The organism is Cupriavidus sp. FW305-F7, from assembly GCF_058782875.1.
Genome location: NZ_JBYSYC010000030.1, coordinates 22,013 through 46,995, shown reverse-complemented (window position 1 = coordinate 46,995; position 24,983 = coordinate 22,013). Strand labels below are relative to the sequence as shown.

Here is a 24,983-nt window from a genome sequence, read left to right as displayed (position 1 = left end):
GGCGCCGCCCCCGGCCCGGCCTGCCCCCGATGGCGGCCGGGTCCTTCCGGAAATCGCGTCATGGGGGTAATTCGATCCGCGTTTCGTTTCTAGATAAAGGGGGCGCAAGGGTTAGTTAGTTGGAGGTCCGATGGGTAAGACAGTCAACCTGCAGGAGCTGGCGGAGATCACCGGATTCGCGGTGCAGACGCTGATTCGCTGGCAAAAGGACGAAGGCATGCCGGTGCTGCTCGCAGGCCAGCGCGGCCGCGGCAACGAGTACGACACCAGCGCGGTGATCACCTGGCTAACGCGGCGTGAGCTGCATCGCGCAGGCCTGTCGAGTCCCAAGGATGAGCTCGACCGCGCCCGCAAGATCGAGGTCGAGATCCGCATCGGCGAGAAGCTCGACATGCTGGCGCCGGCGACCAAGTTCGAGGGGCTGTGGAGCAGCCATGTCGAGGCCGCCAAGACCGAACTGCTGCTGCTGCCCGGAAAAATCGCAGACGCCATATTCGAGAAGCACGGCGTCGAGATCGACGAGGCGCTGGTGCTGCCCTTCATTGAGGAGTGCCTGGGCAAGCTCCAGCACCTGAGCGAGGACGATGATGGAGATCCCGACGCTGAGCATCCTGACGATGCCGGCGACGATGAGGAGGATGACGACGACGGCTAAGCGCGCTCTGCGCTCGGCCGTCGCGCGTTGGGCGCTCCCGCCGCGCATGAACGCGCTGGAGTGGGCGCGCAAATACCGAGTCCTGTCGTCGATCGAGGCCGACCGCGCCGGAAAGTATGACCCGGAGGTGACGCCGTATCTGTGCTGGCCGGGCAATCCGCTCGAGGCGCTCGATGACCCGACCGTGATCGAGGTGTGCTGCCAGAAATCGGCGCAGGTCGCATGGACCTCGGGCGTGCTCGGCAACATTCTCGGCAAGTGGATCGACCTGGACCCGTCGCCGATCCTGGGCCTGTTCCCGAAAGAGGGCGCGGCCAAGGAATACATGGCCGAGAAGTTCGAGCCGATGGTCACCGCCACGCCGCGGCTGCGCCAGGCGGTGGATCTGCGCAGCCGCAAGTCGCAGCAGCGCATGCTGTTCAAGCGCTTCCGCGGCGGGTTCTTGAAGCTGGTCGGCTCCAACTCGCCGAGCTCGGTGAAGTCGAGCCCGATTCCGCGGATCTTCATCGAGGAGCCGGACGACTGCAACCTGAACTTGCGCGGCCAGGGCGACTCGATCAAGCTGGCCAAGGAGCGCACGAAGACCTTCCGGCGCTCGCGCGTCAAGATCGTGATCGGCGGCACGCCGACGGTCGAGGGCACGTCGACGATCGCGGCCGAGATGGAGCTGTCCGACAAGCGCGTCGGCATGGTGCCGTGCCACCACTGCGGCGAAGAGCATGCGCTCAGCTTCGACAACCTGAAGTGCCCCGAAGACCCGGCGGTCTCGCATCCGATCTTCGGCAACAAGGTGCCCGAAAAGGCCTACTACGTCTGCCCGCATTGCGGCGGCCTCTGGAACGACGCGGAGAAGCGCCGCAACGTGCGCGCCGGCCGCTGGATGGCGACTGCGCCGTTCAATGGCATCGCCGGCTACTTCATCAACGAGCTGTACAGCCCGTTTCCGGGCTCGACCATGCCCACGTTGATGGAGAACTGGCTCACGGCGCTGCATCACCTGGCGATGGGCGACGAAAGCAAGCTCGTTGCCTTCACTAACAGCTCCAAGGGCGAGGCGTACTCGTTCAAGGGCGACCAGGCGAAGCCGGAAGAGCTGGCCGAGCGGGCCAAGGACTACCTGCCGCGCACCGTGCCCGAGGGTGGCCTGCTGCTGACCGTCGGCGTCGACGTGCAGCCCGATCGCCTCGAAGTCGTCATTCGCGCCTGGGGCCGCGGCGAGGAGACCTGGCTGGTGCTGTATGAGCGCCTGTATGGGCAGACCGGCCTGATCAGCGATGACTGCTGGAATCAGCTCGACAAGCTGATCTTCGGCAAGTACCGCCATGCGCGAGGCATGGCCTTGAGCGTCAGCGCCGTGTCGATCGACAGCTCGGACGGCAATACCTCCGATGCCGTCTACAAATACGTGCGCTCGCGCCAGGGCCGCGGCGTGCCGCACGTGATGGCGATCAAGGGCGCGCGCAGCCCCGACGCCGAGATCTTCCGTAAGCCGGGCCCGGTACTGGAGACCAACAAGAAGAACACCAAGGCGGCGCGCTATGGCGTGTCGGTGTTCATGGTCGGTGTCGGGCGGGCCAAGGACCTGCTGATCGGCGAGCGCGGCCGCGTCAGCCTGGAGGGCAGGGGGCCGGGCCGCTTTCACGTCTACAAGCACGTGATCGCGGACTACTTCGAGCAGCTCCTGGCCGAGGTCAAGGCGCCGGTGCGGCAGCAGAACGGCCACGTGATCCGCGTCTGGCAGAAGAAGGTCGGCAAGCGCAACGAGGTGCTGGACTGCGAGGTCTACGCGCTGCACGCGTCCCGCGCGGCCAAGGTACACCTGATGCAGGAGCGCGACTGGTCGATCCTGGAGGCGCGTCTGTCGCAGGGCGGCCTGTTCGACGAGCCCGAGCCGGTGTCGGAGCCGCCGACGGTCGACGCGATCGCGCCGCCGCCAGAGCCCGACCAGGACGAAACGCACGACGAGGAGGCCGCCGCGCCGAGTGCGCCGGCCTCGCCGGCTGCGCCCGTCGATTCACCCAACCTGCCACCCCGACGTCGGCGCCGCTACGGCACCGTGTCGGGCGGCGTGGAGATTTGATCCATGATCACAGCCGAACAAGCCCAGCAGCAGCTCGACCTCTGGCTGGCCGCCAGCAGCGCCGTGGCGAAAAATCAGGCCTACACCATCGGTGGGCGCAGCTTCACCCGCGTCGATGCCGCCGAGATCCGTCAGCAGATCGACTACTGGGAAGGTAAGCTCCGCGTCGCCCGCCGCGGTGGCCGCCGCATGACGATCGGCTACGGGGTGGCGGAATGAAGGTCGCCAAGCCCACTCCACGGCTGACGATGGTCGACCGCGTCGTCAACTACTTCAGCCCGGCGGCCGGCAACCGGCGCGTGCATGCGCGCACGGTGCAGGCCTATTCCGGCGCCTATGACGGCGGCTCGACCATCAAGCGCTCGCTCAAGAACTGGTTTGCGTTCGGCGGCTCGGCCGACGCGGACCTGATCCCGCAGCTGGCCGTGCTGCGCAACCGCAGCCGCGACCTGGCGCGCAATAACCCGCTCGCGCGCGGTGCGATCAACACGGTGGTCACCAATGTGGTCGGCACCGGCCTCGCGCCGCAGCCCGCCATCGACAGCGAGATGCTCGGGCTCACGCCGGAAGAGGCGACGGCCTGGCAGCGGCAGGCGCAGCGCGAGTTTGCGCTGTGGGCCGAGAGCAAGGAATGCGACGCGGCGCTCACGCAGACGTTCTACGAGCTGCAGCAGCTGGTGTATCGCTCGACCGCGGAGAACGGCGACATCTTCGTGCTGACGCCGATGCTTGAGCGTCACCGCACGCGCTACCGCACGCGCCTGCAGCTGATCGAGGCCGATCGCTGCTGCAACCCCCAGGGGCGGCGCGACGACGACCAGTTTGCCGGCGGCGTCGAGCTCGACGATGTGGGCGCAGCAGTCGCGTACCACTTTCTGCGTAAGCACCCGGGCGCGCTCGGTGCTGCCGGCGGCAAGCGCGTGTGGGACCGGCGCGAGGCCTTCGGCAGCGGCTCCGGCCGGCGCAATGTGCTGCACCTGTTCGAGCGCCGGCGCGTCGGCATGACGCGCGGCGAGCCGTACCTGGCGCCGGTGATCGATCCGCTGCGCCAGCTCGGCACCTACACCGATGCCGAGCTCGCCGCCGCGGTGGTGTCGGGCATGTTCACGGTTTTCATCAAGACCGAGGGCGGCGACGCGGTCGTGCCGGAAGAGACTGACTGCCCGGATTACAAGCTCGGCAAGGGTGCGGTGATCCAGGGCGCGCCGGGCGACAGCGTCGAGGTGATCAATCCAGGCCGGCCCAACGCGCTCTTTGACCCGTTCGTGCAGTCGATCCTGCGCCAGATCGGGGTCGCGCTGGAACTGCCCTTCGAGGTGCTGATCAAGCACTACACCTCGAGCTACACGGCGGCGCGGGCGGCGATCCTGGACGCGTGGCGCTTCTTCAAGATGCGTCGCTTCTGGCTGGCCACCAACTTCTGCCAGCCGGTGTATGAACTGGTCATTGATGAGGCGGTCGCCAACGGCTACTTGTCTGCGCCGGGTTACTTCGAGCATCCGCTGATTCGCCGCGCCTGGCTCGGCTGCCAGTGGGTGGGCGATGCGCCGGGCGCGATCGATCCGCTCAAGGAGGCGCAGGCGTCGGAGAAAAACCTGCAGATCGGGCGCACCACGCTGGCCAAAGAAACCATGGCCTACGACGGCAGCAACTGGGAAGACAACCACGCCCAGCAAACGCGCGAGCAGGAGGCCCGCCAGCGCGACGGCTTGCTGAGTGTGCCGGCCGGGCAGGCCGCCGCACCGCCGGATCCACCGGCCCCGCCCGATAACACCAACGACCAATGACAACCCGAACCCGCCCGCGTGGCGGGTTTCGCTTTTCTGGAGCGACGATGAACCGACTACTGGATGTGGTCACGGGCGCCTGGGCCATCCTTCCCGACAAGCTGGTGGCGATCGCCAGCGCCTATGAGCGGCACATGCTGGGGGAGGCCGCCGACCTGAGGGCGATCGAGGCCAGCATCGGCAAGCCGCTGGGCAGTACCCCGCAGGACTACGAGATCGTCAGCGGCGTGGCGATTGTGCCGATCATGGGCACCATCGCGCGCCGCGCGAACCTCTTCAGCGACATCTCCGGTGGCGCCTCGAGCGACCTGGTCGCCCGGGATCTGCGCGCCGCGGCGGCTAATCGCCAAGTGAGCTCGATCCTGCTGCACATCGACTCGCCCGGCGGCACGGTGGCCGGCACGCAGCAGCTCGCCGACATCGTGCGCGAGGTCGGCGCCATCAAGCCTGTGATTGCGCTTGCCGACGGCACCATGGCCAGCGCCGCCTACTGGATCGGCAGCGCGGCCCAGGCCGTGTACATCGCCGACACCACCACCGAGGTCGGATCGATCGGCGTGGCCACCGTGCACCGCGACGTGTCCGGCGCCGAGGCCCAGCGCGGCGTCAAAACGACGGACATCTATTCCGGCAAGTTCAAGCGGATCGCCACCAGCTATGCGCCGCTGTCCGAAGAGGGGAAGTCCTCGATCCAGGACTACATCGACTACCTCTACGGGCAATTCGTCGATGCGGTCGCCAAGAACCGAGGCGTCTCCGCCGACAAGGTTCTCTCCGATATGGCCGACGGTCGCATCTTCGTCGGCCGGCAAGCGATCGATGCTGGCCTGGTCGATGGCATGGCCACAGCCGAGCAGCTGATCGCCAGGCTCGCCGCCGGCGAGTTTCAAGTCCCCGGCGCGAAGCCTGCGCCAGTCAAAACCCGGGCAGACCTGCCCACCTCTCCGAAAGGAACCACGATGAGCATTACCCGCGAAGAGCTGGCGGCCCAGTCGCCCGAGCTGCTGGCAGCAATCCAGACCGAGGCGCGCACCGCCGGCGCCACCGCCGAGCGCGATCGCATCCTCGGCATCGAGGCGCACGCGATGGTCGGCCACGAGGCGCTGATTGCCTCGCTCAAGGCCGACGGAACGACCACGCCCGACCAGGCCGCCGCCCAGGTGCTGGGCGCGCACCGTGCCGCACTCGCCAAGCAGGCCGCCACCCTGAACGCCGACGCCCCGGCACCGCTGCCGGCCGCGCCCACCAGCGACCCGGCTGCGGTCGCGGCCAAGCCGGACCCGAAGGCGGTCGCCGCCCGCGCCCGCGAGCTGGTGACTGCCGCCCAGGCCTCCGGCCAGAAGCTGAGTTACGCCGCGGCGGCCACTCAGGCCACCAAGGAACTGGCGCAGGCGTAATCGCCGCGCTCTCCCTTCGATCCATCACAGGACCCCACCATGAGCAATCCCGGACTCCTCAAGACCCACACCGCAGAGAGCGCGCTGGCCAAGAATCGCATCGTCACCCATGGGGCGACCGATGGCACCGTCAAGCAGGCCGCCGCGGCCACCGATACCCTGCTCGGTGCCACCGAGGGCTTTGCCTACGTCGCCGGCGACCGTCCCTCCATCGTGCGCAGCGGCATCGCCGACATCGAGTACGGCGGCAACGTGACGCGCGGCCAGCCGCTCACCTCGGACTCGGTCGGTCGTGCCGTCGCTGCGGCGCCGGGCGCCGGCTCCAACGTTCGCATCATCGGCTTCGCCGAGGTATCGGGCGTCTCGGGCGACATCTGCGGCGTGTTCCTTTCGCCCGGTCTGATGCAGGGTTAAACGCCCCGCTTTCCTCGCTGCTTTTCCCTTTCCTCATTTCTAGGAGTCATCCATGACGACTGCTGTCGCTCCGTACCCGATCAATCTTGCGCTCATCGCGTCGATCGTGATCGCCTACGCCAACGGCGAGATGATCGCCGACCGCGTGATGCCGCGCGTGACGGTCTCGCAGGCCGAGTTCAAGTATCTGGTGCAGACGGTCGCCGACCACTTCACCGTGCCCGACACCCGCGTCGGCCGCAAGGCGCGACCCAACCAGGTCGAAAGCAGCGGCACGATGCTGACCGGTGCGGTGTTCGACTACGGCTTGGACGAAATCGTCCCGGTCGAGGACGTGCGCAATGCCCCGGAAGGCGTCGACCCGCTGGCGCTCGCCGCCGAGTTCGTGATGAAGCTGGTCACGCTCGACCGTGAGGTGCGCGTGGCCAACACCGTCTTCGGTGCGGCCAACCACAACAACAAGGTGACGCTGTCGGGCACCTCGCAGTGGTCCGACTACACCAGCTCGGATCCGATCACCGCCATCCTGTCCAACCTGGACACGCCGATCATGCGGCCCAATGTCGCGATCTTCGGTCGCTCGGTCTGGACCAAGCTGATCCTGCACCCGAAGGTGATCGACTACGTCAACGGCAAAGGCGGTACCAGCGGCGGCGTGACGCGCCAGCAGCTGGCCGATGCGCTCGAGCTGGAGGAGATCCTGGTGGGCAGCGCCTTCGTCAACACGGCGCGCAAGGGCCAGGCGATGTCGCTGCAGCGCGCCTGGGGCAAGCATGCCGCGTTCATCTACCGCGAGATCCCGGCCGAGACCACGCGCTCGACGACCTGGGGCTTCACCGCGCAGCAGGGCGAGCGGATCTCCGATGCGGAGTTCGGCAAGCAGCATGGCGGCCTCGAGGGCGGCTACCAGGTGCGCGCCGGCGAGCGCGTCAACGAGCTGGTGACCGCACCCGATCTGTCGTTCTTCTTCCAGAACGCGATCGCCTGACGCCCAGGCGACGCGCGACGGTAATCCACCCTGACGGCCCGCCACGTGCGGGCCGTTGTCATGGCAAGGACAAGCATGAAAGTCAAAGCGAATTGGCCGGTCGACACCGGCAACAAGGTACGCCAGGCCGGCGAGGAGTTCGACCTCGACAAGGACGAGGCCGAGCACCTGGAAAGGCTGGGCGCGGTCGAGATCCTGGGCCGTAAGAAGGGCGCGGACAAGCCTGGCGAAACCGACTCGGGCGCTGGTAAGGCCGGCGAGCCGCAGAGCTGATGCTGCCGGGCGAGGATCTCGACATCTTCGTCGAGGACTTCGGCGACCTGGTGACCGTGGCGAGCCTCGGCCTGTCGGCCAAGGCGCTGCTCGATCAGGGCTTCAAGGACGTGCTCGACGGCACCGTGCGGGCCAGCTCCTGGACGCTGACCGGTCGCGCCGATGTGTTCGGCGTCCTGTCGCGATCGCACCAGGTCGTGGTGACCACCGGCGCCTCGTCCGGCACTTATCGCCCCTTTGGCGAACCGATGCCGATCGATGATGGCGCCTTCGTCGCGGTTGAGCTGCATAAGGAGCTGCCATGACCACCACCCTGCGCGAGTCCTACGCGGAGCAGCTGCGCGCGACCCTGGAGGCGACGCCGGCGCTGCAGGCGCTAGGGATGCAGTTCTCCCGCTCGATCTTCGAGGCGTTGGAGATGCGCGCCACCAAGTACGTGCTGGTGCTGCATCACGGTGCCGATGCGCCAGGTCAGGAAACCACCGGCGCGGTCGATCGCCACAGCGAGCTGCTGCTCACGCTGGTGGTGCGCGACACCAACCCCGACCCGCTGTCCGAGGCGGCACTGGCGATCGTGCATCCGCTGGTGATGGGCTTCACCGCGGGGCAGCTCATCGATGTCAGCGAGCTGTCGACCGATGCGCCGGCCTATGAGCACACCGGCGGCATGCGCTCGGCGCGCACCGTGCATTACGACCTCTTCTATCGCACCCAGCGCGGCAGCCTGAGTGCCTAAGGAAACCATGAAACGAACCCCTTCGAGTCAGCCGGAAGCGGCTGACGGCGCGACAGCGCCGCTGGACTCGGCGGCCGCCATCGTCTCGGACGAGTACTCCGGGCTGGGCGGCAGCTACGTTTTCGACCCGGCCACCGGCAAGCGCACGCGCGTCGAAGGTCCGGACCACCAAGATCCGGCGCCGGCCGCGCCCGCCCCATCTCAGGAGTAAGCGATGAAAATCATGCGCAAGGCCTTGATTCTGGCCAAGCTGGAAACTACCTACAACGTCGACCCGACGCCGACGGCCGCCGCCAACGCGATCCTGGTGCGCAACCAGAGCGTGCAGCCGGTGACCGGCGACTTCGTGCCGCGCGACGTGGTGCGCCCCTACCTGGGCGGCGACGAGCAACTGCCGGCGGCGATCTACTCGACCGTCAATTTCGAGGTGGAGCTGGCGGCCAGCGGCACGGCCGGGACCGCGCCGAAGTTCGGCACGCTGCTGCGCGCCTGCGGCATGAGCGAGACCGTCACGGCGTCGACCGACGTGAAGTACGCGCCGGCGAGCGGCACCTATGAGTCGGCCACGATCTACTACTACCTGGACGGCCTGCTGCACAAGCTGACCGGCGCGCGCGGCACCGTGGTGTTTTCGCTCAACGCCAAGCAGATCCCGGTAGCGCAGTTCGCCTTTACCGGCATCTATTCGCCGGTGACCGACGCGACGCTGCCTGCCTCGCCGGACTTCAGCGGCTTCAAAGTGCCGCAGGTGGTGAACAACACCAACACCACCGCCTGGAGCCTGCACGGCTTCACCGGAGCCTGCGAGGCCTTGTCGATCGACCTGGGCAACACGATCAGCTATCGCAACCTGATCGGCCTGGAGACGGTCGAGCTGACCGATCGCGCCACCACCGGCAGCGCGACGCTGGAGCTGCCGACGATCGCCATCAAGGACTTCCCTGGCATCATCCGCGCGGCCACCACCGGCACGCTGTCGCTCACGCACGGCACCACCGCCGGCAACAAGGTCAAGTTCGACGCGCCCAAGGTGCAGCTGAGCAATCCGCAGTATCAGGACTCCGAGGGCAGCGTGTTCCTGCAGACGGCGCTGTCGCTGGTGCCCAACGCCGGCAACGACGAGCTGCTGCTGACCTTCCTGTAACCCGTACCCACCACGCCACACGGCCCGCCACGCGCGGGCCGCAAACATTTCTGGAGAACCCCCATGGCTTTCAAACTGGCAATCAACCCCACCTTCCGCGACGTCGTCCAGGTCGAGCTGCGCGGCGAAAACGGCAAGATCGAGCGCTCGTCCTTCACCGCCGAATTCAAGCGCCTGCAGCTGCCCGAGCTCGAGGAGCTGAAGGCCTCGGTCGAGAAGGAGGCCGCCGAGCTGCCGCCCGCGGAAAAGTGGCGCGCGCAAGCGAGCGCGATGCGTCAGGTGCTGGTCGGCTGGCGCGACATGGTCGGCGACGACGGTAAGACCGTGGTCGAGTTCAATGAAGCCCATCGCGAGCTGCTGCTGGTGATCCCGCAGGCGCTGACCGCGACGCAGCTGGTGTTCTGGACCAATTCCTACGGCAACGGGGCGCGAGAAAAAAACTGATTGCGATCGCTCGCCATTGGGCCGGCTACCGGACCGATGACTTCGAGGTCGACGCCGACATGGCCGAGATGCTGGAGGCCTTCGGCGTGGCGAGCGATTGTGTCGACGAGGTCCGCGCGCGCGGCAGCGCCGAGGACTGCCCGGTGCATGCCGACAACTGGGAATCGCTGCAGCTGTTCCTGACGGTGCAGACCCAGTGGCATCAGGTTGCCGGCATCGCCGGATGCGTGCGCACGGGCCTGAACTATCCCGCGATCGAGACGCCGCTGCGGCTGTATGGCGTCAAGCGCAAGCGCCGCGCCGCGCTCTTCAACGACCTGCGTGTGATGGAGGCGGCGGCGCTTGAGGAGTTTGCGGCGCAGCGAGAGCGGCGCAGCCAACAGGGCAACTGAGGGTACAGGCATGAAACTGGGCGATCTGCTCATCAAGCTCGGGTTGGACCTGAGCGACTACACCCGAGGCCTGAGCAAGGCACAGGCCGATACGCAGGGCTTCGGCAAGAACATCGGCGAGGTTGCCGGCGAAGCCAAGGGCATGATCGGGGACTTTGCGCAGGAAACCGTCACCAAGGTCGCGGCGGCGGTAGCCGCCTTCGCGGGCGTGTCGGCCGTGCTGATGTCGGTCAAGTCCTCGATCGATGGCCTGGATGCCGTCGACGAGCTCTCCGAGCGACTGGCGGTCAACGCTACCACGCTGCAGAAGTACGCCTACCAGGCGCATTTCTACGGGCTCGGCCTCGATGAGGTGGGCGGCGCCGTCAAGAAGCTCTCGGTCAACATGGCTGAGGCGGCTGGCGGCGGCAAGGACCAGGCGGCGCTGTTCCGCGCAATCGGCGTGTCGGTGGTCGACGCAGGCGGGCAACTGCGTGACGTTGACGCGGTGATGGCCGACGTGATGGAGAAGTTTTCCGACATGGAGGATGGCGCCGGCAAGACCGCGCTGGCCGTGGATCTGTTTGGCAAGTCGGGCGCCAACCTCAATGCCTGGCTCAGCAGCGGCGCCGACGGCATCAAGAAGGCGACCGAGGAGGCGGTGCGCTTCGGCGTGATCGTGCCGGAGGCGGCGACCAAGGCCGCCGGTGACTTCAACGACAACCTCGACCGCATGGCGATGGTGGCCCGCGGCACCTTCAACCAGATCAACGCCGCGGCGCTGCCGGCCATGAACGCCTTCATGGAGGCCATGATCGAGGCGGCGACGGACACCGACTCGCTCAACCAGTCGGCGCAGCGGCTGAGCAAGGACGGCACGCTGCGCGAGTGGGCGATGGATAGCGCGCGCGTGCTGGGCTTCATTGTCGACGCGGGCCAGGGCGTCTATCGCACCTTCGAGCTGATCGGCAAGGGCATTGGGGCCGCGGCCGCGCAGGCCGTGCTGCTCGCACAAGGGGAATTCAAGGCCGCCGCCAATGTCGGGGACGCCTTTCTCGCGGATGTCGACGAGATCCTCAACCGCAAGCTGTTTTCGCAGGAGCTGGAGAAGCGGCTGGCCAATCTAAAGGCCGGTGGTGGCGGCGAGGATGATGGGGCTGGTGGTGCCAAGCGCAAGGCGCCGGTGCAAAGCAAGTCCGGGGAGGCCAAGGAAAGCGAGGCCGACAAGCTGATCAAGTCGCTGCATGAGCAGATCGCGGTGCAGGACGCGGTCACCGCGTCGACCAAGGAGCTGACCGACGGGGAAAAGGCCTACGCCAAGTTCCTGGAGGATCTGCGTATCGGCAAGGATGCGTCGCTCAAGCAGAGCAAGGCGCAGATCACCGCGCTCTACCATGAGGTGATCGCCGGCGAGAAGGCGGCCAAGTCGCGCAAGGAGTACCTCGAGGCCCGCGACAAGGAGTGGGACGCGATCGAGAAGGGCACCGACGCGCTGCGGACCAACATCGAGACGGCGCTCCTGGAAGGCCAGGCGATCGGCCTGAACAAGCAGCAGCTGGTCGAACTCGAGTCGGCGCGGCTGGCCGAGCAGGCGGCGGCCAAGCGTTCCAAGGCGGCCATATATGACCTGATGCCTGGGTATGAGGCGCAGGCCGCGGCGCTGCGCGAGCAGGCCGATCTGCTCAACGTGCTGGCCGACCAGAAGCTCGCCAATGCGCGTAAGCAGTCGCGGGCTGACGAAGCGGAAGAGACCGCCAAGGAATGGAGCAAAGTCGCCGACCAGATCAACCAGTCGCTCACCGACTCGTTCTTCCGGGCCTTCGAGAATGGCGCGAGCTATGGCAAGGCCTTCCTGGACGGCCTGAAAAATATGTTCAAGGCCACCCTCCTGCGCATCCCGTTCCAGTATGTGCAGACCACCGCCATGACCGCGCTGGGGTTCGGCAGCAATGCCGCCAATGCCGCCTCGGGCAACGGCGGGAGCACGGATTGGCTGGGGTATGGCCGGGACGCCTACAACTGGGCAACCGGCCTGTTCGGCGGCGCACCGGCCGGCGTGAGCGGCGCGGCCTTCGGTGGCAGTGGTTACCTGGCGTCTGGCGTGTTCGGTGCCGGCACCGGTGCCTCGATCCTTGGCTCGGGGGTGTCCGGCGTGGGCTACGGCGCCAACGCCGGCCTGTCGCTGTACGGGACCGGCTCGGCCATGTCGCTGTCCGGGGGTTCGGCGGGCCTGTCGGCAACGGCCGGGTCGGCGGCCTCGAACCTGTCCTGGCTCAATGGCGCGAGCGGCCTGTGGGGCGCCGGCGCCGGTATCGCCGGGGGCTTGCTGGGCGGGGCGCTGTTCAACAACAAAGGCTACTCGGCCATGGGCGGCAGCCTGGGCGCCATCGGCGGGCTGGCGGTGGCCGGATCCAGTGCCGCGGCCGCTTCGGCACTCGGCGCGTCGATCGGCTCGGCGCTGCCGGTCGTCGGCACGATCATCGGCGCGGTTGCTGGCGCGGCGTTGGGGTCGCTGATCGGTGGCGGCGGCGAAACGCGCTATGGCGCCTCTTACGCGGTCGACGCCAACGGCCGGGCGCAGAAGTTTGCCGGCCCGTCCGGGGGCGATCGCGCGGCCGAGCAGGTCACGGCTGCCATCGGCTCGACCTATGCGTCGATGGAGGCGCTGGCGACGCAGTTCGGTGGGTCGATGGCTGGCCTGGGGCAGTTCAAGGCCAGCTATGAAGTCAGCCCGAAGAAGGGCAATTCCTTCGTCGCGGCAGGCTTAGGCGACGGCTGGTATCCGGGGCGTGAGGACCTGAAGGGCGAGAAGGACCCGGACAAGGTCATGGCGGCCTTCGAGCTGCAGCTGCAGCGCTCGATCATCCAGGGGCTGCAGCAGGCGAACCTGGAGGCGCCGTTTGCCGAGTTCTTGTCAGGCATTGACGCCAGCAAGCTCAGCGCCACCGATGTGCAGTCCGTGCTGGGCACGCTGGACGCCCTGAAGAGCTTCAGCGATGCCGTACAGGACATGCCGTTCAAGGGCTTTGCGCAACTGTCCGCCGCCGCGGCCATGGCGCTGGCCAAGGCGGCCGGCGGCATGGACGCGCTGGTCAACGGGTTGACCACGTATTACCAGACGTTCTACAGCGCTGAGGAGCAGCAGGCGCTCGCGCAGGACCAGCTGGCCAAGCAGTTCGCCGCGCTGAACGTGGCCATGCCGCAAAGCAAGGAGGCCTTCCGCGCCATGATGGAAGGCATCGACCTGAGCAGCGACAGCGGGCGCAAGCTGTACGCCAACCTGCTGGAGATCGCGCCCGCCTTCGCGCAGATGACCGATGTCCTGGGACAGGCCGGGCAAGCCATGGAGGCCTTCGGTAAACAGGCGCAGGAGTTCCAGCAGTCGCTGGGCTTGAGCAACCTGTCCACGCTCACGCCGGAGCAGCAGTATGCCGAGGCGCGGCGCCGCTACGAGGCAACCTCGGCCGCGGCGCAGGGCGGGGATGCCGAGGCACAGGCCAAGTGGACGCAGATCGCGCAGGCCTTCCTGGAGGCCTCGCGCGGCTTCTACGCCAGCGGCGGGCAGTACGCCGCCGACTACGCCGCGGTGCAGGGCTTCCGCCCCGACGGCTCGCACGCCGGCGGCCTGGCCTATGTGCCGTTCGACGGCTACCTGGCCGAGCTGCACAAGGGCGAGCGGGTGCTGACCCGGGCGGAAAGCGCGCAGTACGCGCAGTCGCCGAACTGGTCGCAATACGGGCAGGGGGCCAACGCCGCGCTGGTGGCCGAGGTCAAGGCGCTGCGCAACGAGCTGGCGACGCTGCGCGAGTCCGTCGGCCAGGTCGAGGCGATCAAGGAGGCCCAGGCCGCGGCGCGTCATGAGGAGGCCATGGCGGTGCAAGCCAAGCAGGTGCGGCTGCAACAGGACTTACTCAACAAGTAACCATGACCATGACCATTGCCATTGAAGTGAGCGCATGGCGGCTGTCGACCGGGCTGGTGGAGACCCTGCGGTATTCCGACGCAGGCTTCACCACGCGCCCGACCGACACGCCGGCCAATGCGTTTTTCGACCCGCGCCTGGTCGAGCCGCCGCGGCTGTCGCGCGTGCTGTTCGACCAGGCCACCACCTACGGCGCCTCGCGCGCCTCGGTGGGCGAGATCCTGCTGTCCAACCCGGACGGCCAGCTTGATGCGTTGCTGACCGACTATGCCTTTGACGGCCGCCCCTTCGTGGTCAAGTCCGGCGCGCTCGGCACGGCGGTGTCGGGCTGGCCGGTGGTGCTGTCGGGGCTGCTCGACGACGTGCGCAGCGCCGGCAGCGAGATCAGCCTGGTGGTGCGCGATCGCCTGGCGGCACTGGGCAGGCCGCTGTCGCGCGCCAAGTACGCCGGCAACAACGTGCTGCCCGATGGCCTGGAGGGCACCAAGGACGACCTGAAGGATCAGTACAAGCCGCGCGTCTACGGCAGCGTACTGAACCTGCCGGCCAAGCTGGTCAACAGCAGCAAGCTGGTCTACCAGGTCTCCGACCAGGGCTGTACGGTCGGCACGGTCTATGACAACGGCGTGGCGCTCACGCGCGGCGCCGACTATGCGAGCTCGGCGGATCTCCTGGCCACCGCGCCCGCGGCCAGCACGGTGCGCTGCTGGGGCGGCCTGTGCCGGCTGGGCTCGTCGCCGGCGGGGCAGGTGACCGTCGACGTGGCCACCACCGAGACCCGGGCGGGGGCACTGCTGCAGGCGGTGGCGCTCGACGCGGGGATCCCGTCCGGCGACATTGTCGCGGCCGACGTAACCGCGCTCAACGCCGCCAACGCCGCGCCGGTGGGGGTCTGGGTCGATGGCGAGGCGAGCGCCCAGGCGGTGATGGATACGCTGGCCAACGCGATCGGCGCCTGGTACGGCTTCGACCGCCTCAACCGGCTGCGCATGGGGCGCCTGACCGCGCCCAGCGGCACGCCGACCACGATCTATGCCGACGCCGAGATGGCGCTCACGGTGCGCTCGGCCGGTGTGCCGAGCTGGCGCGCGGTGGTGCGCTTCGCCCGCAACTACACCGTGCAGGCGCAGCCGGCGGGATCGGTCAGTGCGGCGCGGCGGGCGTTCCTCGCGCTGGATCTTCGTCAGACCGCCAGCGAGCGCACCACGGTACAGACGGCCTGGCCGTCGTCCGAGGCGGTGATCTTCGATACCGCGCTGGTGGCGGAGGCCGACGCAGCCGCCGAGGCCAGCCGGCGCGCCGACCTGTACAGCGTGCGGCGCGTGCTGGTCGATGTCGAGATCCCGCTCGCCGAGCTCGGCGCGATCGACCTGGACAGCGTCGTGACGGTGCAAACCAGTCGCTACGGCTTGAGCGGCCGTCTGCTGCGGGTGATCGGCCTGGACACCGGCGTCGATCGCGGCACGGCCAAACTGACCTTGTGGGGCTAAATGGCAAACGTACTCCTGGCGCATCCAAACGTCGCCGACGGCGGCGCCCTGTCGGGTGGCAGTTGGCAGGTGGCGCTCAACAATCTGATGGACCGGCGGCTGTCGCGCGTGGCGCGCAGCACCACCGCAGCCAAGGCCGATACCCAGTTCGTGCTGGATCTCGGGCAAAGCCGGCTGGTGTCGGTGATCGCAGTGGTGCGACACAACCTGTCGACGGCCGCCAAGTGGCGCCTGAAGATGGCTAACGATCCCAGCTTCGCGAGCCCGGTCTACGACAACGCGGTGCTGGTGCCACCCGACGGCTCGGCCTCGTTGCAGATGGATTTCGTCGCGGCCTCCTATCTGCTGTGGGACCCGGACTGGCAGCTGGCGTGGCCAACGCTGTTTCCGCCCTCCGCACTCGAATGGGAGGATGACAACTTCTGGACCGGCTCAATCACCGAAGAGGCGCGGCGCGAGTATCCGTCGCTGCTGCTGGTGGTGCTGCCCAAACCGACGGCGGGGCGCTACATCAAGGTGGAGGTCGACGACGAGGCCAACCCGGACGGTTATGTCGAGTTCGGGCGCGTGTTCGTCGGGCGCGCCTGGCAGCCGCAATACAACGCCAAGTGGGGCGCCTCGCTGGGCTGGGAGACCGACACCACGGTGCAGCGCGCGCTGTCCGGCACGCCGTACTTTGACCGCAAGAGCGGGCGGCGCGTGACGCGTTTCGAGCTCAGCTTCCTATCGCGCGATGAGGCGCTTGGCGGGGTGTTCGAACTCCAGCGCCAGGCCGGCGTCGACCGCGAGGTGCTGCTGATCTGGGACAAGGACGATGCCATCAACCTGCTGCGCCAGTCGTACCTCGGGCGACTGCGCCAGCTCAACCCGATCACGCGTGCCTTCGTTGGCAATTACAGCAACCCGTTTGAAATCGAGGAACTGACATGACCAGCGTCACCTTTACCACGGACGTCGGCGGCGACAACATCACCATCGACGACACCGATAACGCCACCACGGGCCTCGCCAACGGTGGCCACCGCACCCGCTTCATGATCGCGCTGCAGCAGCTGATGAAAGTGGCGCAGTGGATCAAGGCCACCGCGGCGACGGTGCTGCAGTACAAGACCGATGCCGCCACCTCGGCCACCCAGGCGCAGACCTATGCCTCGGCAGCGCAGGCCGCGGCCGGGGCGCCGGCACTGGCCGGCAATGCCAACAAGGTCCTGGCGGTGAACGGCGCGGCCAACGGCGTCGCGTGGGTGCAGTCGCTGCCGGCGCTGACGGTGACCGCACTGACGGCGACCTCGGTGACGGCGACCTCGGTGACGACGGACACGCTCGCCGGAAAGACCGCGACGCTCACCCACACGGTGCCCTACACGCGCTACGTGGAGAGCGACCAGAGCGGCGCCGCCGGCGTGTTCCAGAACCAGGTCGAGAGCGGTGCCTATTCGCTGGTGCGCAATACGGCGACGGCGCGGGACTTCAGCACCTATGTGGCCGAGCACCTGGTCAACAGCTCGGGCCGCCACCTGTTTGGCGGCGCGGCGGACGATTCGCTCTACAAGTACATTTTCCAGGGCGATCTGCGCTGCGTCGGCACTCTCTCCGCCACCGTGAACGTGGTCTGGGCGTCGGACGCGCGACTCAAGGATGACGTCCAGACGATCCCGGCAGCGGTCGCCAAAGTGAAGCGCATGCGCGGCGTGTCCTACGTCCGTAGCGACATCGCGGACAGCCCCCGCTTCGTCGGTGTGCTCGCGCAGGAACTGAGGGAGGTGCTGCCGGAAGCCGTGCGTGAGGGCTCCGACGGGATGCTGTCGGTCGACTACGGCGCGCTGGGGCCGGTGCTGATCGAGGCGGTCAAGGAGCTGTGCGCGCGCATCGAGGAACTTGAACGGAGGGGCGCATGACAACGCCCGCTTCCGCGCCCATTTCTCTGGCGAACGTGGCCACCGAGCTGCGCGCCGCCGGGGGCATGTTTATCAACCACGATGACGTGAAGCGCTTGCTCGGCATTAGCCGACTCAGCGGTGGGCCGATTACGCTGGCGCAACTCCTCGGCAAGACGCGTCCCTGGTGGGGTCTGGTGCCGGTCAAGCAGACGACCGGTTCGACGACCTACTACAGCTGGCTAACCGCGGACGGTGGCCTGGCGGAGGCGGTCGATCCCTACTTCGGGAATGTGGCCATCACTGCAATCCAGTCCTCGCTCAACACTGCCGGGTCTGGCAGCGTTCTGAACTTTGCCTCGGACCCGGGCTTCCGGAATGACATCAAGGGGCAGTTGCTGGACGGCGACTGGGGGGTGTTGCGTGAGGTCGTGTTCTCCTACAACTCCTCTACCGGTAACTGGCGAACGCCAGAGACGACCGGGACCGACCACAGCACCTGCCTCTTCCAGTCTGCCGGCTACTGGGACGTCAACCTCATCAAGCTCTAGGGCCCGCCCGGGCTTCTGTTCCATCGTGCCACCTGCGGGTGGCTTTTTTTTGTTTGGAGGTCTGCATGCCTGCAGAAGACAAGTTCAAGTTTCATGTCCCCGGTCTGAACTCGCCCTCGTCCGAGTACTTCGCGATTACCAAGGGCGACACGTCGGCCAGCGATTTCCCGACGGTGTCCCGCGCCATTCGCGTCGGTACTGGCGGCGATGTGGTGGCGGTGCGCACGGACGGCTCGACGGTGCTGTTTCGCAACTGCTACCCCGGCGAGATGTTGCCGGTGCGCGCCGTGCGCGTGATGACGACCGGTACCACGGCGGCCGACCTGGTGGCGCTGTGCTAGGGCTGGGACTCGGTTTGATGGGCCGCGGTGGGGGCAGCGCCTATGACGCAGACGATCTCAGCAAGGGCACGCTCAAACTCGATTTCGTCTCCGTCAATGAGCTGACCCTCGATCTCAATCTGATCGTCGATGCGCACCAGGCGTGGGTCGATGACCCGAGCTGGCCGTATGGCGCCATCGGTGTGTTTCAACGTAAGGGATAACGATGCTGACAAGCAAGAATTTCAGCGACATCGTCACGTTCACGCGGGCGTCTGCTGCCTGGCGTTACAGCAGTGGCGGTGTGCTGGTGCAGGAGTCGGCCAACGTGCCGCGCTTGAGCTATGACCCGAACTCGCTGGCAGCACTGGGGCTGCTGCTGGAGGAGCCGCGGACCAACATCATCCGCAATAACTCGATGGCGGGCGCTGGCCCTGGCGTCTCACCGACGTTCTGGAGCATTCCGTGGACGAGTTCCAATGGCGTCAGCTGGTCTTTCGTCGGAACCGGCAGCGAGAACGGCATTCCCTATATCGACTTGCGGCTTAGTGGCGCTGCGTCCGCGCAAACCTACCTGCCCATCAGCATCGAGACGCCGGGGGCATTGACCACCGGCCAGGCTTACACCCTATCCGGATTCATCCGGTTGGTGGCCGGGTCGCTGTCGGGTGGCACTTACGGAGTCGGTGAAGGTCTCCGCCTTGTGGAAACCCGTTCATCCGGCGGCCCCCTGTATAACGGCATCAACCTCGGCACGATCACCGGCGCCCCCTTGGCATCGCAGCGGTATAGCGTTTCCAAGGTGATCGACGCGCTCACCATGTCCGCTGCGGTCAGTTTCCAAGTGCCCATCGCGTCCGGGCAGACGATTGACGCAACATTCCGCATCGGTGCACCGCAGCTTGAGCTTGGCTCCTTTGCAACGTCGCCGATCCTGACCGCCTCGGCGCAGGTGACGCGGGCCTCCGACAGCGCGATCATCACCGATCTGAGCAAGATCGCGTTCAACCCGAGCGCCGGCGCGCTGTATGCCGAGTGGACGATCCCGCAGGATACGGCGGCGCGTGCACCGTTGTCGTTCAACGACGGCACGCTGAACAACCGCATCGCCCTGTTTTCCAGCAGTGGCTCGATGAAGGCGGGCATCAATGTGGGCGGCTCGACGGTGCTGACGCTGAACGGGCCGGCCGTGTCGGCGGGTGCCATCTGCAAGGCGGTCGTCACCTATGACGCCACGGGTTTCAGCCTGTGCGTCAACGGCGGCGCCCCGGTCACTGGTTCCGCCGCGATCCCGGTGGTGAGTCAACTGTTGTTCGGACAGACGATTGCGGGGTCGCCGACGGCGCTGTGCGAGCGCTTGCGCGCTGCCCGTTACATCCCGCGCCGGCTGACCACGGCTGAGCAGCAAGCACTGACCACGTGAGGTGACCATGTTCTTCGACTACTACCTGCGCGGCCCCGACCGCGACACCGTACGCGCCGCGTTGCTGGCGGCAGGCCTCACCGTCGAGATGCAGGGCGACGACGGGCAGCCACTTCGCGTGGCGGCCGAGGGCGTCAGCATTACGTCGCCGGGCGAGATCTCGCTGGGCGGCGAGTGGGATGCCGACGGCAAGGTGATCACGCCGCCCACGCCGGTGCCGGGCTGGCACACCAACCTGCGCCTGGTGCGGCCGCTCACCGAGGCCGAGCTCGCGCACGTCGGCGCCTGGATCCTTGACCCGGCACCGACGACACCGTATCGGGTGTGGGCATGAAGCTCGGCACGCATCCGCTAGCGCTGATCCTCACCACGACGCGCCTGATCCCGGCCCGCTTCGATGGCTACGCCGTCGGCCCGGTGGTGCTGGTGCGGCCCGGTACCAGCGCGGCGCTCCTCGCACATGAGCTCACCCACGTGCGCCAGTTCTGGCGCTGCTGGGGCCTCAATGGCCTGCTATACCAGGTCAGCCGCCGCTGGCGCCTGCGCTTCGAGCTCGAGGCCTACCGCGCCCAGTTGGCGGTGACGGGTCCGCTGCCGGCGCTGCTGTTTGCCGGCATGCTGGCCAGCAACTACGACCTGGACCTCACACAGGAGGAGGCCTATCGCCTGCTGACGGCCTAGCCCGCCGCCACGCCAATACGGGCCACCCTGCGGGGTGGCATTTTCTTGCCCGCCGCGTGCGGGCTTTTTCATTTGTGCCGGGGAGGAGCATGGAGGAGTCGACAAGCCAGGCGGTGCTCAAGGCGGTCGCGGACTTGACGGAGGAGGTGCGGCGACTGCGCGCCGGTTTTCCGGAGGGGGATGCCGAGGGGCATCGGCGATACCACGAGGAAGTCATGGATCAGATGGCCGATCGCCGCAAGCTGCGTCAGGAGTTGATCTCGCATCTCGTCAAAACCAGCACTTGGGCCGCTCTGGCGGGCGTGGCATGGGCGCTGTGGGAACACTTTCTTTCCAAACTGAAGGGGTAATCGATGAAACGAATCATGCGGCGCCTGGGCTGGCGCCTGTTCTGGTCGGTGCTGGCCACTGCAGCGGCCTTCGCGCTGTTCCAACCGCTGGCTCTGGCGAGCGGCATCCCGGAGGTCGCGGCGGTGCTGCCCGCGCTGGCCGTCCTGTACTGGGTGGAGATGTCCATCACGGTGATGCGGGTAGCGCTCTGCCCGCGGCTGGACTTTCAGGACATTGCCCTCAGTGCGGCTGCCAGTTCGTCACTGGGGGCTGCCATCGTCGCGGCAGTACTGGCGGCTGGCGTCTTGATGCGTATGGGGGTGGTGCTATGGATCGTCTACGCGGTGCGGTGATGGCGCGCCTGGCGGCGCTGTGGGCAAGTTGGGGTGAGTTGCTGCTACCCGCCGCGGTGCTGCTCTGCCTGGCCGTGCCAGCGGCCGCGCAGGTGCCGCTCCCCGGCGACGCGTCGCGCTACCTGCCGCAGCTGCGCGCCGAGCTCGCCACGACCTGGCCGGAGGTGGCGCCGCGCGCCTGGGTGCCGGCGTTAATCGAGCAGGAGAGCCTGTGGCGGGTTGGGGCGACACTGCACACGGCGCGCGAGCACGGCTGCGGGCTAGGGCAGTTCACGCTGGCCTATGCGGCAGACGGCTCGGTGCGCTTCGATGCGCTGGCGGAAACGCGGGCGCTTGACCGGCGGCTGGCGGGCTGGTCCTGGGCGGACTGTGACCGTCCCGATTACCAGTTGCGCGCAGTGGTGGTGAAGCTGCGGATGCACGACCGGCAGTGCCAGCCGCTCATGCGTGGCAATCGCCAGGTGAAGGCCTGCGCGGCCGCCATGTACAACGGCGGCGCCGGCTCGGTGGCCAAGCGCGTGCGCAGCTGCTCGCTGGTCGCCGGCTGCGACGCGCGCACCTGGTTCGGGAACCTGGAGCGGCAGTGCCCGCAGTCGCAGCGGCGCGTCGTCGGCTACGGAGAGTCGTTCTGCCAGATCAACAGCCGCTATCCGGGACGCGTCGAGGCGCGCATGAACAAGTACGAGGAGGTGATGCGATGACGCCTAACTTTACCCGCGCCCTTGGTGCCTTGTTGCTGGCGGCCGCGGTGTTCGCGGCCGGCTGGACGACCAACGGCTGGCGCAAGGATGCCGAGATTGCCGAGCTCACCGCTGCGCGCGCCCAGGCCGATCTGGCCAGCGCCAACTCAGCGCTCAGCGATCTTCGTGAAGCCGGCGCCCGGGTCCGGCAGAGCGCGGACGACTACCTGACCATCAAATCGGACCTCGGCGCCAAGCTCGACGCCATCCGGAAGGATCTGAAAAATGCGAAGCCTTTGCCTGTGGGCTGCCGCCCTGATGATTTCCGCGTGCGCAAGCTCGCCGAAGCCGTCGATGCAGCCAAGCAAGCCGCCGCCGCTCGATAGCGCGCTGGCTGCGCCCTGTGTGGTGCCTGATGTGCCGGTGGCGGCCGACTACGATGCCTGGCAGGAATGGGTATCCTCCACGGTGCTGGGCGCGCTGGGGGATTGCGCGGCGCGCCACCGCAAGACGGTGCAGGCGTGGCCAGGGTAGGGCCTGCGTCTATCGTTCCCGGGCTCGGGCGCGTCGCTTCGCGATGCGCCCCCGGGCCTGTGCCTGCATGGTGGCCAGGCGCACCTCATGCTCGGGGGGGCGCACATCCCCTCGCCACCCGCGCGATCCTGGCGTGCCGCTGCCATAGTCGGCCTCCAGTGCCTCGATGATGCACGGCTCCGCCGCGAGCTGCTGCATCCAGCTGTCGGCCATCACGCCGCCCTGGCCGTAAAGCAGCTCGGCTATGTAGTGCGCCCGCTGCACCGTCTGGCGCAGTCGCGCGATCTCCCACAGCAGGTCCCGCACATCCGGATGGCGCTGGCGCAGCCCGATGTCGCGCAGCTCCTCCTCGGTCAGCGCTGGCAGGTCCAGCGGCACCTCCTTCGCGGCCATGGCCCTCCTCCCTCACCGCAGCGTAAAGCGCACCGTGGTGGCGTCGAGCGCCGTCCACGGCCCCACCGCCAAGCGCAGCAGCTGACCCTCGGCCCAGTAGGACAGATAATCCGGCCGCCATTTCAACGCCTGCAGGTGGCGCGCCTCGACGCCGGCGACGACTAGGCCGCCGGCCGTGGCCGCCACCGCGTTACACGGCAGGCGCAATTCCTCGCGTTCCTCGCCGAAGTAATGGGCTTCGAGAAAAATGGTGGTGGCCATGGGGCGGTCCGATCTGTCCAATCACTGTACAAATATACAGTATCACGGGGAGCCTATCCCCCGCGGCGGAATCGCCCGGGCGGCACCGCGCCGGGGCCGCGTGATCGTGAGCCAGTCAGACGAGCGCCCGGCCGTGTACGCGCTGCCGGCGCGCTTGGCCACGACGCCCTCCAACTGCAGCGCCAGCGCCTGCTGATAGAGCCAGGCGCCATCGTCAACCGCTGACACGTAAAGGATGCCGGTGGTGGTGCTGGCCAGCAGTTGCTGCAGCTGCGCCCTGCGCCGCGCGATGGGCTGCCCGCGCAGATGGGCACCGATTTCGTGGTGACTCGTCCGTCGATATCGCGAACGCAACGCTGATACCTACTGGCGGGCGAGGAAGGGGCATTGCGCCGCCTGCAGATCACCCCGGGTCAAACATCCGGCTGGCGCCCGATCCGCCAAGCTGCTGAGATCGTCACCACGCAATGTCACTGCTCGGCCAATCAGCCGGTGGCCGTCTTCTTCGTGCTCGGATCGTAGTAAATGCTGTCCATAAGTGCGGCACGGTTGTCCCAAATACGCCCGGCCAATGCCTCTCTTGGCCTTGGATGTAGCCACCAAGGACTGTTCTGCATAGGGACAATGACACGCTCCCAGTAGTTGCCGAGGTTCAAGGTCGTCGGAGCCGTCCCGAACGCTTCGCTGATGCCCACTCGGTTAGCGTTGTTCAGGCCGACGAAAATGTCGGGCCGTTTCATCGCGAGCAGGCGGCTTGCCGTTGCGACGCCGCCCTTGTGTGCCTTTCCCTCGAAGGCAAGGTCAAAGTGGCGCACGAAGGCGTCGAACTGTGCCTCTGAGACATTGCCGTCCAGGGGGATGTTTTGCAGAGCCTTGGACAGAAGCCCCGGCGACTCATTGACAAGGTTCTTGAAGTCGCCCTGACCGAACATCGTTCCAAACCAGGGCCACTTCAAGTCATCGAGTTGAGGTTCCTTGCCCCCGTAGGTGCCAGCAATAGCCTTGCGTTCGTACTGCGACATGGCCTCAAATGATCCATGTTCTTTAAACAGCGCCGACGCTTTCTCCAAGATTGCCAACCGACCTTCGAGGTTGTGGTGACCGTCGTTCTTCACGTCCGCGATGAAGCTCGACCATGAAATGTCCATAGGCGATATCTTCGCCCCGGCACGGGGCTTCTTCAGTCGGTGGAACCTGTCCAGCGCACTACGCTTGGCCTTGTTGATCCGGTACTGAGCTTCATAGGCGAACAGGAAGGCGTCGTCGTCGATGGCCTCCGCTGAGCCCCAGCTCGATTTGATGAACGAGGTCAAATCGGCGAAGACCGCATCCTCGGTGCCGCCTTCGAGCAAAACGCTCACCTCGACGTTCTTGCCGCCGAAAGCACCCCCGGTAAGGTTGTGGCTCCCCACGATCGTCGCGAAACCCTTCGGCATCTCGAAAAGGTAGACCTTCGGGTGAAAGAGCCTGCCGTCTGGTGGCAAACAGCGAGCGCCCTTGTGGGGCATGAACCTCCGCAGCACTGCCGGGTCGGTCTGGTACATGTGGGTGCCGATCACAACACGCCTGAGCTTCGGATGCGCCGCCAGCATCGCGTCCACTGCAGTGTTGGAGCCTGCCCAGGCTACTGCGACATCAAATCGGATGCACTCGCGTACGAGGCGGACAACGGTACGGGTAGCTTGGCCGTCCGTCAGCATGCTCACTTTCATGCGCTTCTTTTCTAATTGGTTTTGCTGAGACGATAGCCTACCAGAGGCCTGATGCCTTTGAGTGTCAGTACCTGACCGACCGCCTAATTCCACGACAGTCTGCTTTGCAGAAAGCCGGCCGACAGCAATGGGTGGTCGACTTGAGACATCGGCCGGACAATCGTCGC

Annotated in this window: 33 protein-coding genes; 29 read left to right on the top strand and 4 right to left on the bottom strand. The window is 67.0% G+C overall.

Annotated features, from left to right (window positions below; translation table 11 throughout):
- Positions 1-130 precede the first annotated feature (130 nt).
- The 29 genes from AC3WL8_RS25190 to AC3WL8_RS25050 all read left to right on the top strand — a co-directional run bounded on the left by AC3WL8_RS25190 (position 131) and on the right by AC3WL8_RS25050 (position 22,450).
- The gene (locus AC3WL8_RS25190; protein ID WP_492379051.1) at positions 131-655 is read left to right on the top strand and encodes a terminase small subunit; all 525 of its coding nucleotides are present in this window, start codon (positions 131-133) and stop codon (positions 653-655) included.
- Complete coding sequence (locus AC3WL8_RS25185; protein ID WP_492379050.1) at positions 639-2,735, top strand: phage terminase large subunit family protein; 2,097 nt, start codon at positions 639-641, stop codon at positions 2,733-2,735. Before AC3WL8_RS25190 ends, AC3WL8_RS25185 begins: the two co-directional genes overlap by 17 nt.
- Positions 2,736-2,738: 3 nt before the next feature.
- On the top strand, positions 2,739-2,954 hold the full coding sequence (locus tag AC3WL8_RS25180; protein WP_153954395.1) for a DUF6148 family protein: 216 nt from the start codon (positions 2,739-2,741) through the stop codon (positions 2,952-2,954).
- Positions 2,951-4,522, top strand: a complete 1,572-nt coding sequence (locus AC3WL8_RS25175) for a phage portal protein (RefSeq protein ID WP_492379049.1) — start codon at positions 2,951-2,953, stop codon at positions 4,520-4,522. Before AC3WL8_RS25180 ends, AC3WL8_RS25175 begins: the two co-directional genes overlap by 4 nt.
- Before the next feature lie 47 nt (positions 4,523-4,569).
- Positions 4,570-5,919, top strand: coding sequence for a S49 family peptidase (locus tag AC3WL8_RS25170; RefSeq protein WP_492379048.1), 1,350 nt, complete (start codon positions 4,570-4,572; stop codon positions 5,917-5,919).
- Positions 5,920-5,958: 39 nt separating this feature from the next.
- Positions 5,959-6,333 (top strand): DUF2190 family protein, encoded by a 375-nt coding sequence (locus tag AC3WL8_RS25165; RefSeq protein WP_211980920.1) that lies wholly within the window; start codon positions 5,959-5,961, stop codon positions 6,331-6,333.
- 52 nt (positions 6,334-6,385) lie between these two features.
- Complete coding sequence (locus tag AC3WL8_RS25160) at positions 6,386-7,321, top strand: phage capsid protein (protein WP_492379047.1); 936 nt, start codon at positions 6,386-6,388, stop codon at positions 7,319-7,321.
- 75 nt (positions 7,322-7,396) lie between these two features.
- Complete coding sequence (locus AC3WL8_RS25155; protein WP_492379046.1) at positions 7,397-7,594, top strand: hypothetical protein; 198 nt, start codon at positions 7,397-7,399, stop codon at positions 7,592-7,594.
- On the top strand, positions 7,594-7,899 hold the full coding sequence (locus AC3WL8_RS25150) for a hypothetical protein (RefSeq protein WP_492379045.1): 306 nt from the start codon (positions 7,594-7,596) through the stop codon (positions 7,897-7,899). The genes AC3WL8_RS25155 and AC3WL8_RS25150 overlap by 1 nt, the downstream gene beginning before the upstream one ends.
- Complete coding sequence (locus tag AC3WL8_RS25145) at positions 7,896-8,330, top strand: hypothetical protein (RefSeq protein WP_492379044.1); 435 nt, start codon at positions 7,896-7,898, stop codon at positions 8,328-8,330. Before AC3WL8_RS25150 ends, AC3WL8_RS25145 begins: the two co-directional genes overlap by 4 nt.
- Positions 8,331-8,337: 7 nt before the next feature.
- Positions 8,338-8,541 carry a hypothetical protein gene (locus AC3WL8_RS25140; RefSeq protein WP_153954387.1) on the top strand — a complete coding sequence of 68 codons (204 nt, stop codon included), beginning with the start codon at positions 8,338-8,340 and terminating at the stop codon, positions 8,539-8,541.
- A gap of 3 nt (positions 8,542-8,544) precedes the next feature.
- Positions 8,545-9,474, top strand: coding sequence for a phage tail tube protein (locus AC3WL8_RS25135; RefSeq protein WP_492379043.1), 930 nt, complete (start codon positions 8,545-8,547; stop codon positions 9,472-9,474).
- Between the two features lie 63 nt (positions 9,475-9,537).
- Entirely contained in the window at positions 9,538-9,918 is a 381-nt protein-coding gene (locus AC3WL8_RS25130; RefSeq protein ID WP_492379042.1) for a hypothetical protein, read from the top strand.
- Between the two features lie 59 nt (positions 9,919-9,977).
- Positions 9,978-10,310 (top strand): DUF1799 domain-containing protein, encoded by a 333-nt coding sequence (locus tag AC3WL8_RS25125; protein ID WP_211980927.1) that lies wholly within the window; start codon positions 9,978-9,980, stop codon positions 10,308-10,310.
- A gap of 10 nt (positions 10,311-10,320) precedes the next feature.
- On the top strand, positions 10,321-14,211 hold the full coding sequence (locus tag AC3WL8_RS25120) for a hypothetical protein (protein WP_492379041.1): 3,891 nt from the start codon (positions 10,321-10,323) through the stop codon (positions 14,209-14,211).
- A 2-nt stretch (positions 14,212-14,213) separates the two neighbouring features.
- A complete protein-coding gene (locus AC3WL8_RS25115; protein ID WP_153954382.1) occupies positions 14,214-15,701 on the top strand; it encodes a hypothetical protein in 1,488 nt (495 codons plus the stop codon).
- Complete coding sequence (locus AC3WL8_RS25110) at positions 15,702-16,631, top strand: hypothetical protein (protein WP_492379040.1); 930 nt, start codon at positions 15,702-15,704, stop codon at positions 16,629-16,631.
- The gene (locus AC3WL8_RS25105) at positions 16,628-17,599 is read left to right on the top strand and encodes a tail fiber domain-containing protein (protein WP_492379039.1); all 972 of its coding nucleotides are present in this window, start codon (positions 16,628-16,630) and stop codon (positions 17,597-17,599) included. The genes AC3WL8_RS25110 and AC3WL8_RS25105 overlap by 4 nt, the downstream gene beginning before the upstream one ends.
- On the top strand, positions 17,596-18,129 hold the full coding sequence (locus tag AC3WL8_RS25100; protein ID WP_211980932.1) for a hypothetical protein: 534 nt from the start codon (positions 17,596-17,598) through the stop codon (positions 18,127-18,129). Before AC3WL8_RS25105 ends, AC3WL8_RS25100 begins: the two co-directional genes overlap by 4 nt.
- Positions 18,130-18,194: 65 nt before the next feature.
- Positions 18,195-18,470: a spike base protein, RCAP_Rcc01079 family gene (locus tag AC3WL8_RS25095; protein ID WP_153954378.1), complete on the top strand. Its 276-nt coding sequence runs from the start codon at positions 18,195-18,197 to the stop codon at positions 18,468-18,470.
- Entirely contained in the window at positions 18,464-18,673 is a 210-nt protein-coding gene (locus AC3WL8_RS25090) for a hypothetical protein (protein WP_492379038.1), read from the top strand. Before AC3WL8_RS25095 ends, AC3WL8_RS25090 begins: the two co-directional genes overlap by 7 nt.
- Before the next feature lie 2 nt (positions 18,674-18,675).
- Complete coding sequence (locus tag AC3WL8_RS25085) at positions 18,676-19,872, top strand: phage head spike fiber domain-containing protein (protein WP_492379037.1); 1,197 nt, start codon at positions 18,676-18,678, stop codon at positions 19,870-19,872.
- A gap of 1 nt (position 19,873) precedes the next feature.
- The gene (locus AC3WL8_RS25080) at positions 19,874-20,206 is read left to right on the top strand and encodes a hypothetical protein (protein ID WP_492379036.1); all 333 of its coding nucleotides are present in this window, start codon (positions 19,874-19,876) and stop codon (positions 20,204-20,206) included.
- Positions 20,203-20,553, top strand: a complete 351-nt coding sequence (locus AC3WL8_RS25075) for a hypothetical protein (RefSeq protein ID WP_492379035.1) — start codon at positions 20,203-20,205, stop codon at positions 20,551-20,553. Before AC3WL8_RS25080 ends, AC3WL8_RS25075 begins: the two co-directional genes overlap by 4 nt.
- Before the next feature lie 89 nt (positions 20,554-20,642).
- Positions 20,643-20,903 carry a hypothetical protein gene (locus AC3WL8_RS25070; protein WP_492379034.1) on the top strand — a complete coding sequence of 87 codons (261 nt, stop codon included), beginning with the start codon at positions 20,643-20,645 and terminating at the stop codon, positions 20,901-20,903.
- Between the two features lie 3 nt (positions 20,904-20,906).
- Positions 20,907-21,236, top strand: coding sequence for a hypothetical protein (locus AC3WL8_RS25065; protein WP_492379033.1), 330 nt, complete (start codon positions 20,907-20,909; stop codon positions 21,234-21,236).
- Positions 21,212-21,937: a hypothetical protein gene (locus tag AC3WL8_RS25060; protein WP_492379032.1), complete on the top strand. Its 726-nt coding sequence runs from the start codon at positions 21,212-21,214 to the stop codon at positions 21,935-21,937. The genes AC3WL8_RS25065 and AC3WL8_RS25060 overlap by 25 nt, the downstream gene beginning before the upstream one ends.
- Complete coding sequence (locus AC3WL8_RS25055; protein ID WP_492379031.1) at positions 21,934-22,302, top strand: hypothetical protein; 369 nt, start codon at positions 21,934-21,936, stop codon at positions 22,300-22,302. Before AC3WL8_RS25060 ends, AC3WL8_RS25055 begins: the two co-directional genes overlap by 4 nt.
- Complete coding sequence (locus AC3WL8_RS25050) at positions 22,271-22,450, top strand: hypothetical protein (protein WP_492379030.1); 180 nt, start codon at positions 22,271-22,273, stop codon at positions 22,448-22,450. Before AC3WL8_RS25055 ends, AC3WL8_RS25050 begins: the two co-directional genes overlap by 32 nt.
- A 9-nt stretch (positions 22,451-22,459) precedes the next feature.
- On the opposite strand, the gene AC3WL8_RS25045 is transcribed toward AC3WL8_RS25050, so the two are convergent.
- From AC3WL8_RS25045 to AC3WL8_RS25030, 4 genes are all read right to left on the bottom strand, one after another.
- Complete coding sequence (locus AC3WL8_RS25045; RefSeq protein WP_492379029.1) at positions 22,460-22,843, bottom strand: hypothetical protein; 384 nt, start codon at positions 22,841-22,843, stop codon at positions 22,460-22,462.
- Positions 22,844-22,855: 12 nt separating this feature from the next.
- On the bottom strand, positions 22,856-23,104 hold the full coding sequence (locus AC3WL8_RS25040) for a hypothetical protein (RefSeq protein ID WP_492379028.1): 249 nt from the start codon (positions 23,102-23,104) through the stop codon (positions 22,856-22,858).
- Between the two features lie 42 nt (positions 23,105-23,146).
- Positions 23,147-23,458, bottom strand: coding sequence for a hypothetical protein (locus AC3WL8_RS25035; RefSeq protein WP_492379027.1), 312 nt, complete (start codon positions 23,456-23,458; stop codon positions 23,147-23,149).
- A gap of 131 nt (positions 23,459-23,589) precedes the next feature.
- Positions 23,590-24,816 (bottom strand): phospholipase D family protein, encoded by a 1,227-nt coding sequence (locus AC3WL8_RS25030; protein ID WP_492379026.1) that lies wholly within the window; start codon positions 24,814-24,816, stop codon positions 23,590-23,592.
- Between the last annotated feature and the right edge of the window lie 167 nt (positions 24,817-24,983).

What these genes read in the sequence shown, in the direction of transcription:
- AC3WL8_RS25050 (WP_492379030.1), top strand. Translation starts at nt 22,271, where the DNA reads ATGCAGCCAAGCAAGCCGCCGCCGCTCGATAGCGCGCTGGCTGCGCCC.
- AC3WL8_RS25160 (WP_492379047.1), top strand. Translation starts at nt 6,386, where the DNA reads ATGACGACTGCTGTCGCTCCGTACCCGATCAATCTTGCGCTCATCGCG.
- AC3WL8_RS25105 (WP_492379039.1), top strand. Translation starts at nt 16,628, where the DNA reads ATGACCAGCGTCACCTTTACCACGGACGTCGGCGGCGACAACATCACC.
- AC3WL8_RS25180 (WP_153954395.1), top strand. Translation starts at nt 2,739, where the DNA reads ATGATCACAGCCGAACAAGCCCAGCAGCAGCTCGACCTCTGGCTGGCC.
- AC3WL8_RS25155 (WP_492379046.1), top strand. Translation starts at nt 7,397, where the DNA reads ATGAAAGTCAAAGCGAATTGGCCGGTCGACACCGGCAACAAGGTACGC.
- AC3WL8_RS25135 (WP_492379043.1), top strand. Translation starts at nt 8,545, where the DNA reads ATGAAAATCATGCGCAAGGCCTTGATTCTGGCCAAGCTGGAAACTACC.
- AC3WL8_RS25190 (WP_492379051.1), top strand. Translation starts at nt 131, where the DNA reads ATGGGTAAGACAGTCAACCTGCAGGAGCTGGCGGAGATCACCGGATTC.
- AC3WL8_RS25140 (WP_153954387.1), top strand. Translation starts at nt 8,338, where the DNA reads ATGAAACGAACCCCTTCGAGTCAGCCGGAAGCGGCTGACGGCGCGACA.
- AC3WL8_RS25170 (WP_492379048.1), top strand. Translation starts at nt 4,570, where the DNA reads ATGAACCGACTACTGGATGTGGTCACGGGCGCCTGGGCCATCCTTCCC.
- AC3WL8_RS25075 (WP_492379035.1), top strand. Translation starts at nt 20,203, where the DNA reads ATGAAGCTCGGCACGCATCCGCTAGCGCTGATCCTCACCACGACGCGC.
- AC3WL8_RS25120 (WP_492379041.1), top strand. Translation starts at nt 10,321, where the DNA reads ATGAAACTGGGCGATCTGCTCATCAAGCTCGGGTTGGACCTGAGCGAC.
- AC3WL8_RS25065 (WP_492379033.1), top strand. Translation starts at nt 20,907, where the DNA reads ATGAAACGAATCATGCGGCGCCTGGGCTGGCGCCTGTTCTGGTCGGTG.
- AC3WL8_RS25175 (WP_492379049.1), top strand. Translation starts at nt 2,951, where the DNA reads ATGAAGGTCGCCAAGCCCACTCCACGGCTGACGATGGTCGACCGCGTC.
- AC3WL8_RS25060 (WP_492379032.1), top strand. Translation starts at nt 21,212, where the DNA reads ATGGATCGTCTACGCGGTGCGGTGATGGCGCGCCTGGCGGCGCTGTGG.
- AC3WL8_RS25100 (WP_211980932.1), top strand. Translation starts at nt 17,596, where the DNA reads ATGACAACGCCCGCTTCCGCGCCCATTTCTCTGGCGAACGTGGCCACC.
- AC3WL8_RS25030 (WP_492379026.1), bottom strand. Translation starts at nt 24,816, where the DNA reads ATGAAAGTGAGCATGCTGACGGACGGCCAAGCTACCCGTACCGTTGTC.
- AC3WL8_RS25055 (WP_492379031.1), top strand. Translation starts at nt 21,934, where the DNA reads ATGACGCCTAACTTTACCCGCGCCCTTGGTGCCTTGTTGCTGGCGGCC.
- AC3WL8_RS25130 (WP_492379042.1), top strand. Translation starts at nt 9,538, where the DNA reads ATGGCTTTCAAACTGGCAATCAACCCCACCTTCCGCGACGTCGTCCAG.
- AC3WL8_RS25045 (WP_492379029.1), bottom strand. Translation starts at nt 22,843, where the DNA reads ATGGCCGCGAAGGAGGTGCCGCTGGACCTGCCAGCGCTGACCGAGGAG.
- AC3WL8_RS25145 (WP_492379044.1), top strand. Translation starts at nt 7,896, where the DNA reads ATGACCACCACCCTGCGCGAGTCCTACGCGGAGCAGCTGCGCGCGACC.
- AC3WL8_RS25165 (WP_211980920.1), top strand. Translation starts at nt 5,959, where the DNA reads ATGAGCAATCCCGGACTCCTCAAGACCCACACCGCAGAGAGCGCGCTG.
- AC3WL8_RS25115 (WP_153954382.1), top strand. Translation starts at nt 14,214, where the DNA reads ATGACCATGACCATTGCCATTGAAGTGAGCGCATGGCGGCTGTCGACC.
- AC3WL8_RS25125 (WP_211980927.1), top strand. Translation starts at nt 9,978, where the DNA reads ATGGCCGAGATGCTGGAGGCCTTCGGCGTGGCGAGCGATTGTGTCGAC.
- AC3WL8_RS25085 (WP_492379037.1), top strand. Translation starts at nt 18,676, where the DNA reads ATGCTGACAAGCAAGAATTTCAGCGACATCGTCACGTTCACGCGGGCG.
- AC3WL8_RS25040 (WP_492379028.1), bottom strand. Translation starts at nt 23,104, where the DNA reads ATGGCCACCACCATTTTTCTCGAAGCCCATTACTTCGGCGAGGAACGC.
- AC3WL8_RS25095 (WP_153954378.1), top strand. Translation starts at nt 18,195, where the DNA reads ATGCCTGCAGAAGACAAGTTCAAGTTTCATGTCCCCGGTCTGAACTCG.
- AC3WL8_RS25150 (WP_492379045.1), top strand. Translation starts at nt 7,594, where the DNA reads ATGCTGCCGGGCGAGGATCTCGACATCTTCGTCGAGGACTTCGGCGAC.
- AC3WL8_RS25110 (WP_492379040.1), top strand. Translation starts at nt 15,702, where the DNA reads ATGGCAAACGTACTCCTGGCGCATCCAAACGTCGCCGACGGCGGCGCC.
- AC3WL8_RS25070 (WP_492379034.1), top strand. Translation starts at nt 20,643, where the DNA reads ATGGAGGAGTCGACAAGCCAGGCGGTGCTCAAGGCGGTCGCGGACTTG.
- AC3WL8_RS25185 (WP_492379050.1), top strand. Translation starts at nt 639, where the DNA reads ATGACGACGACGGCTAAGCGCGCTCTGCGCTCGGCCGTCGCGCGTTGG.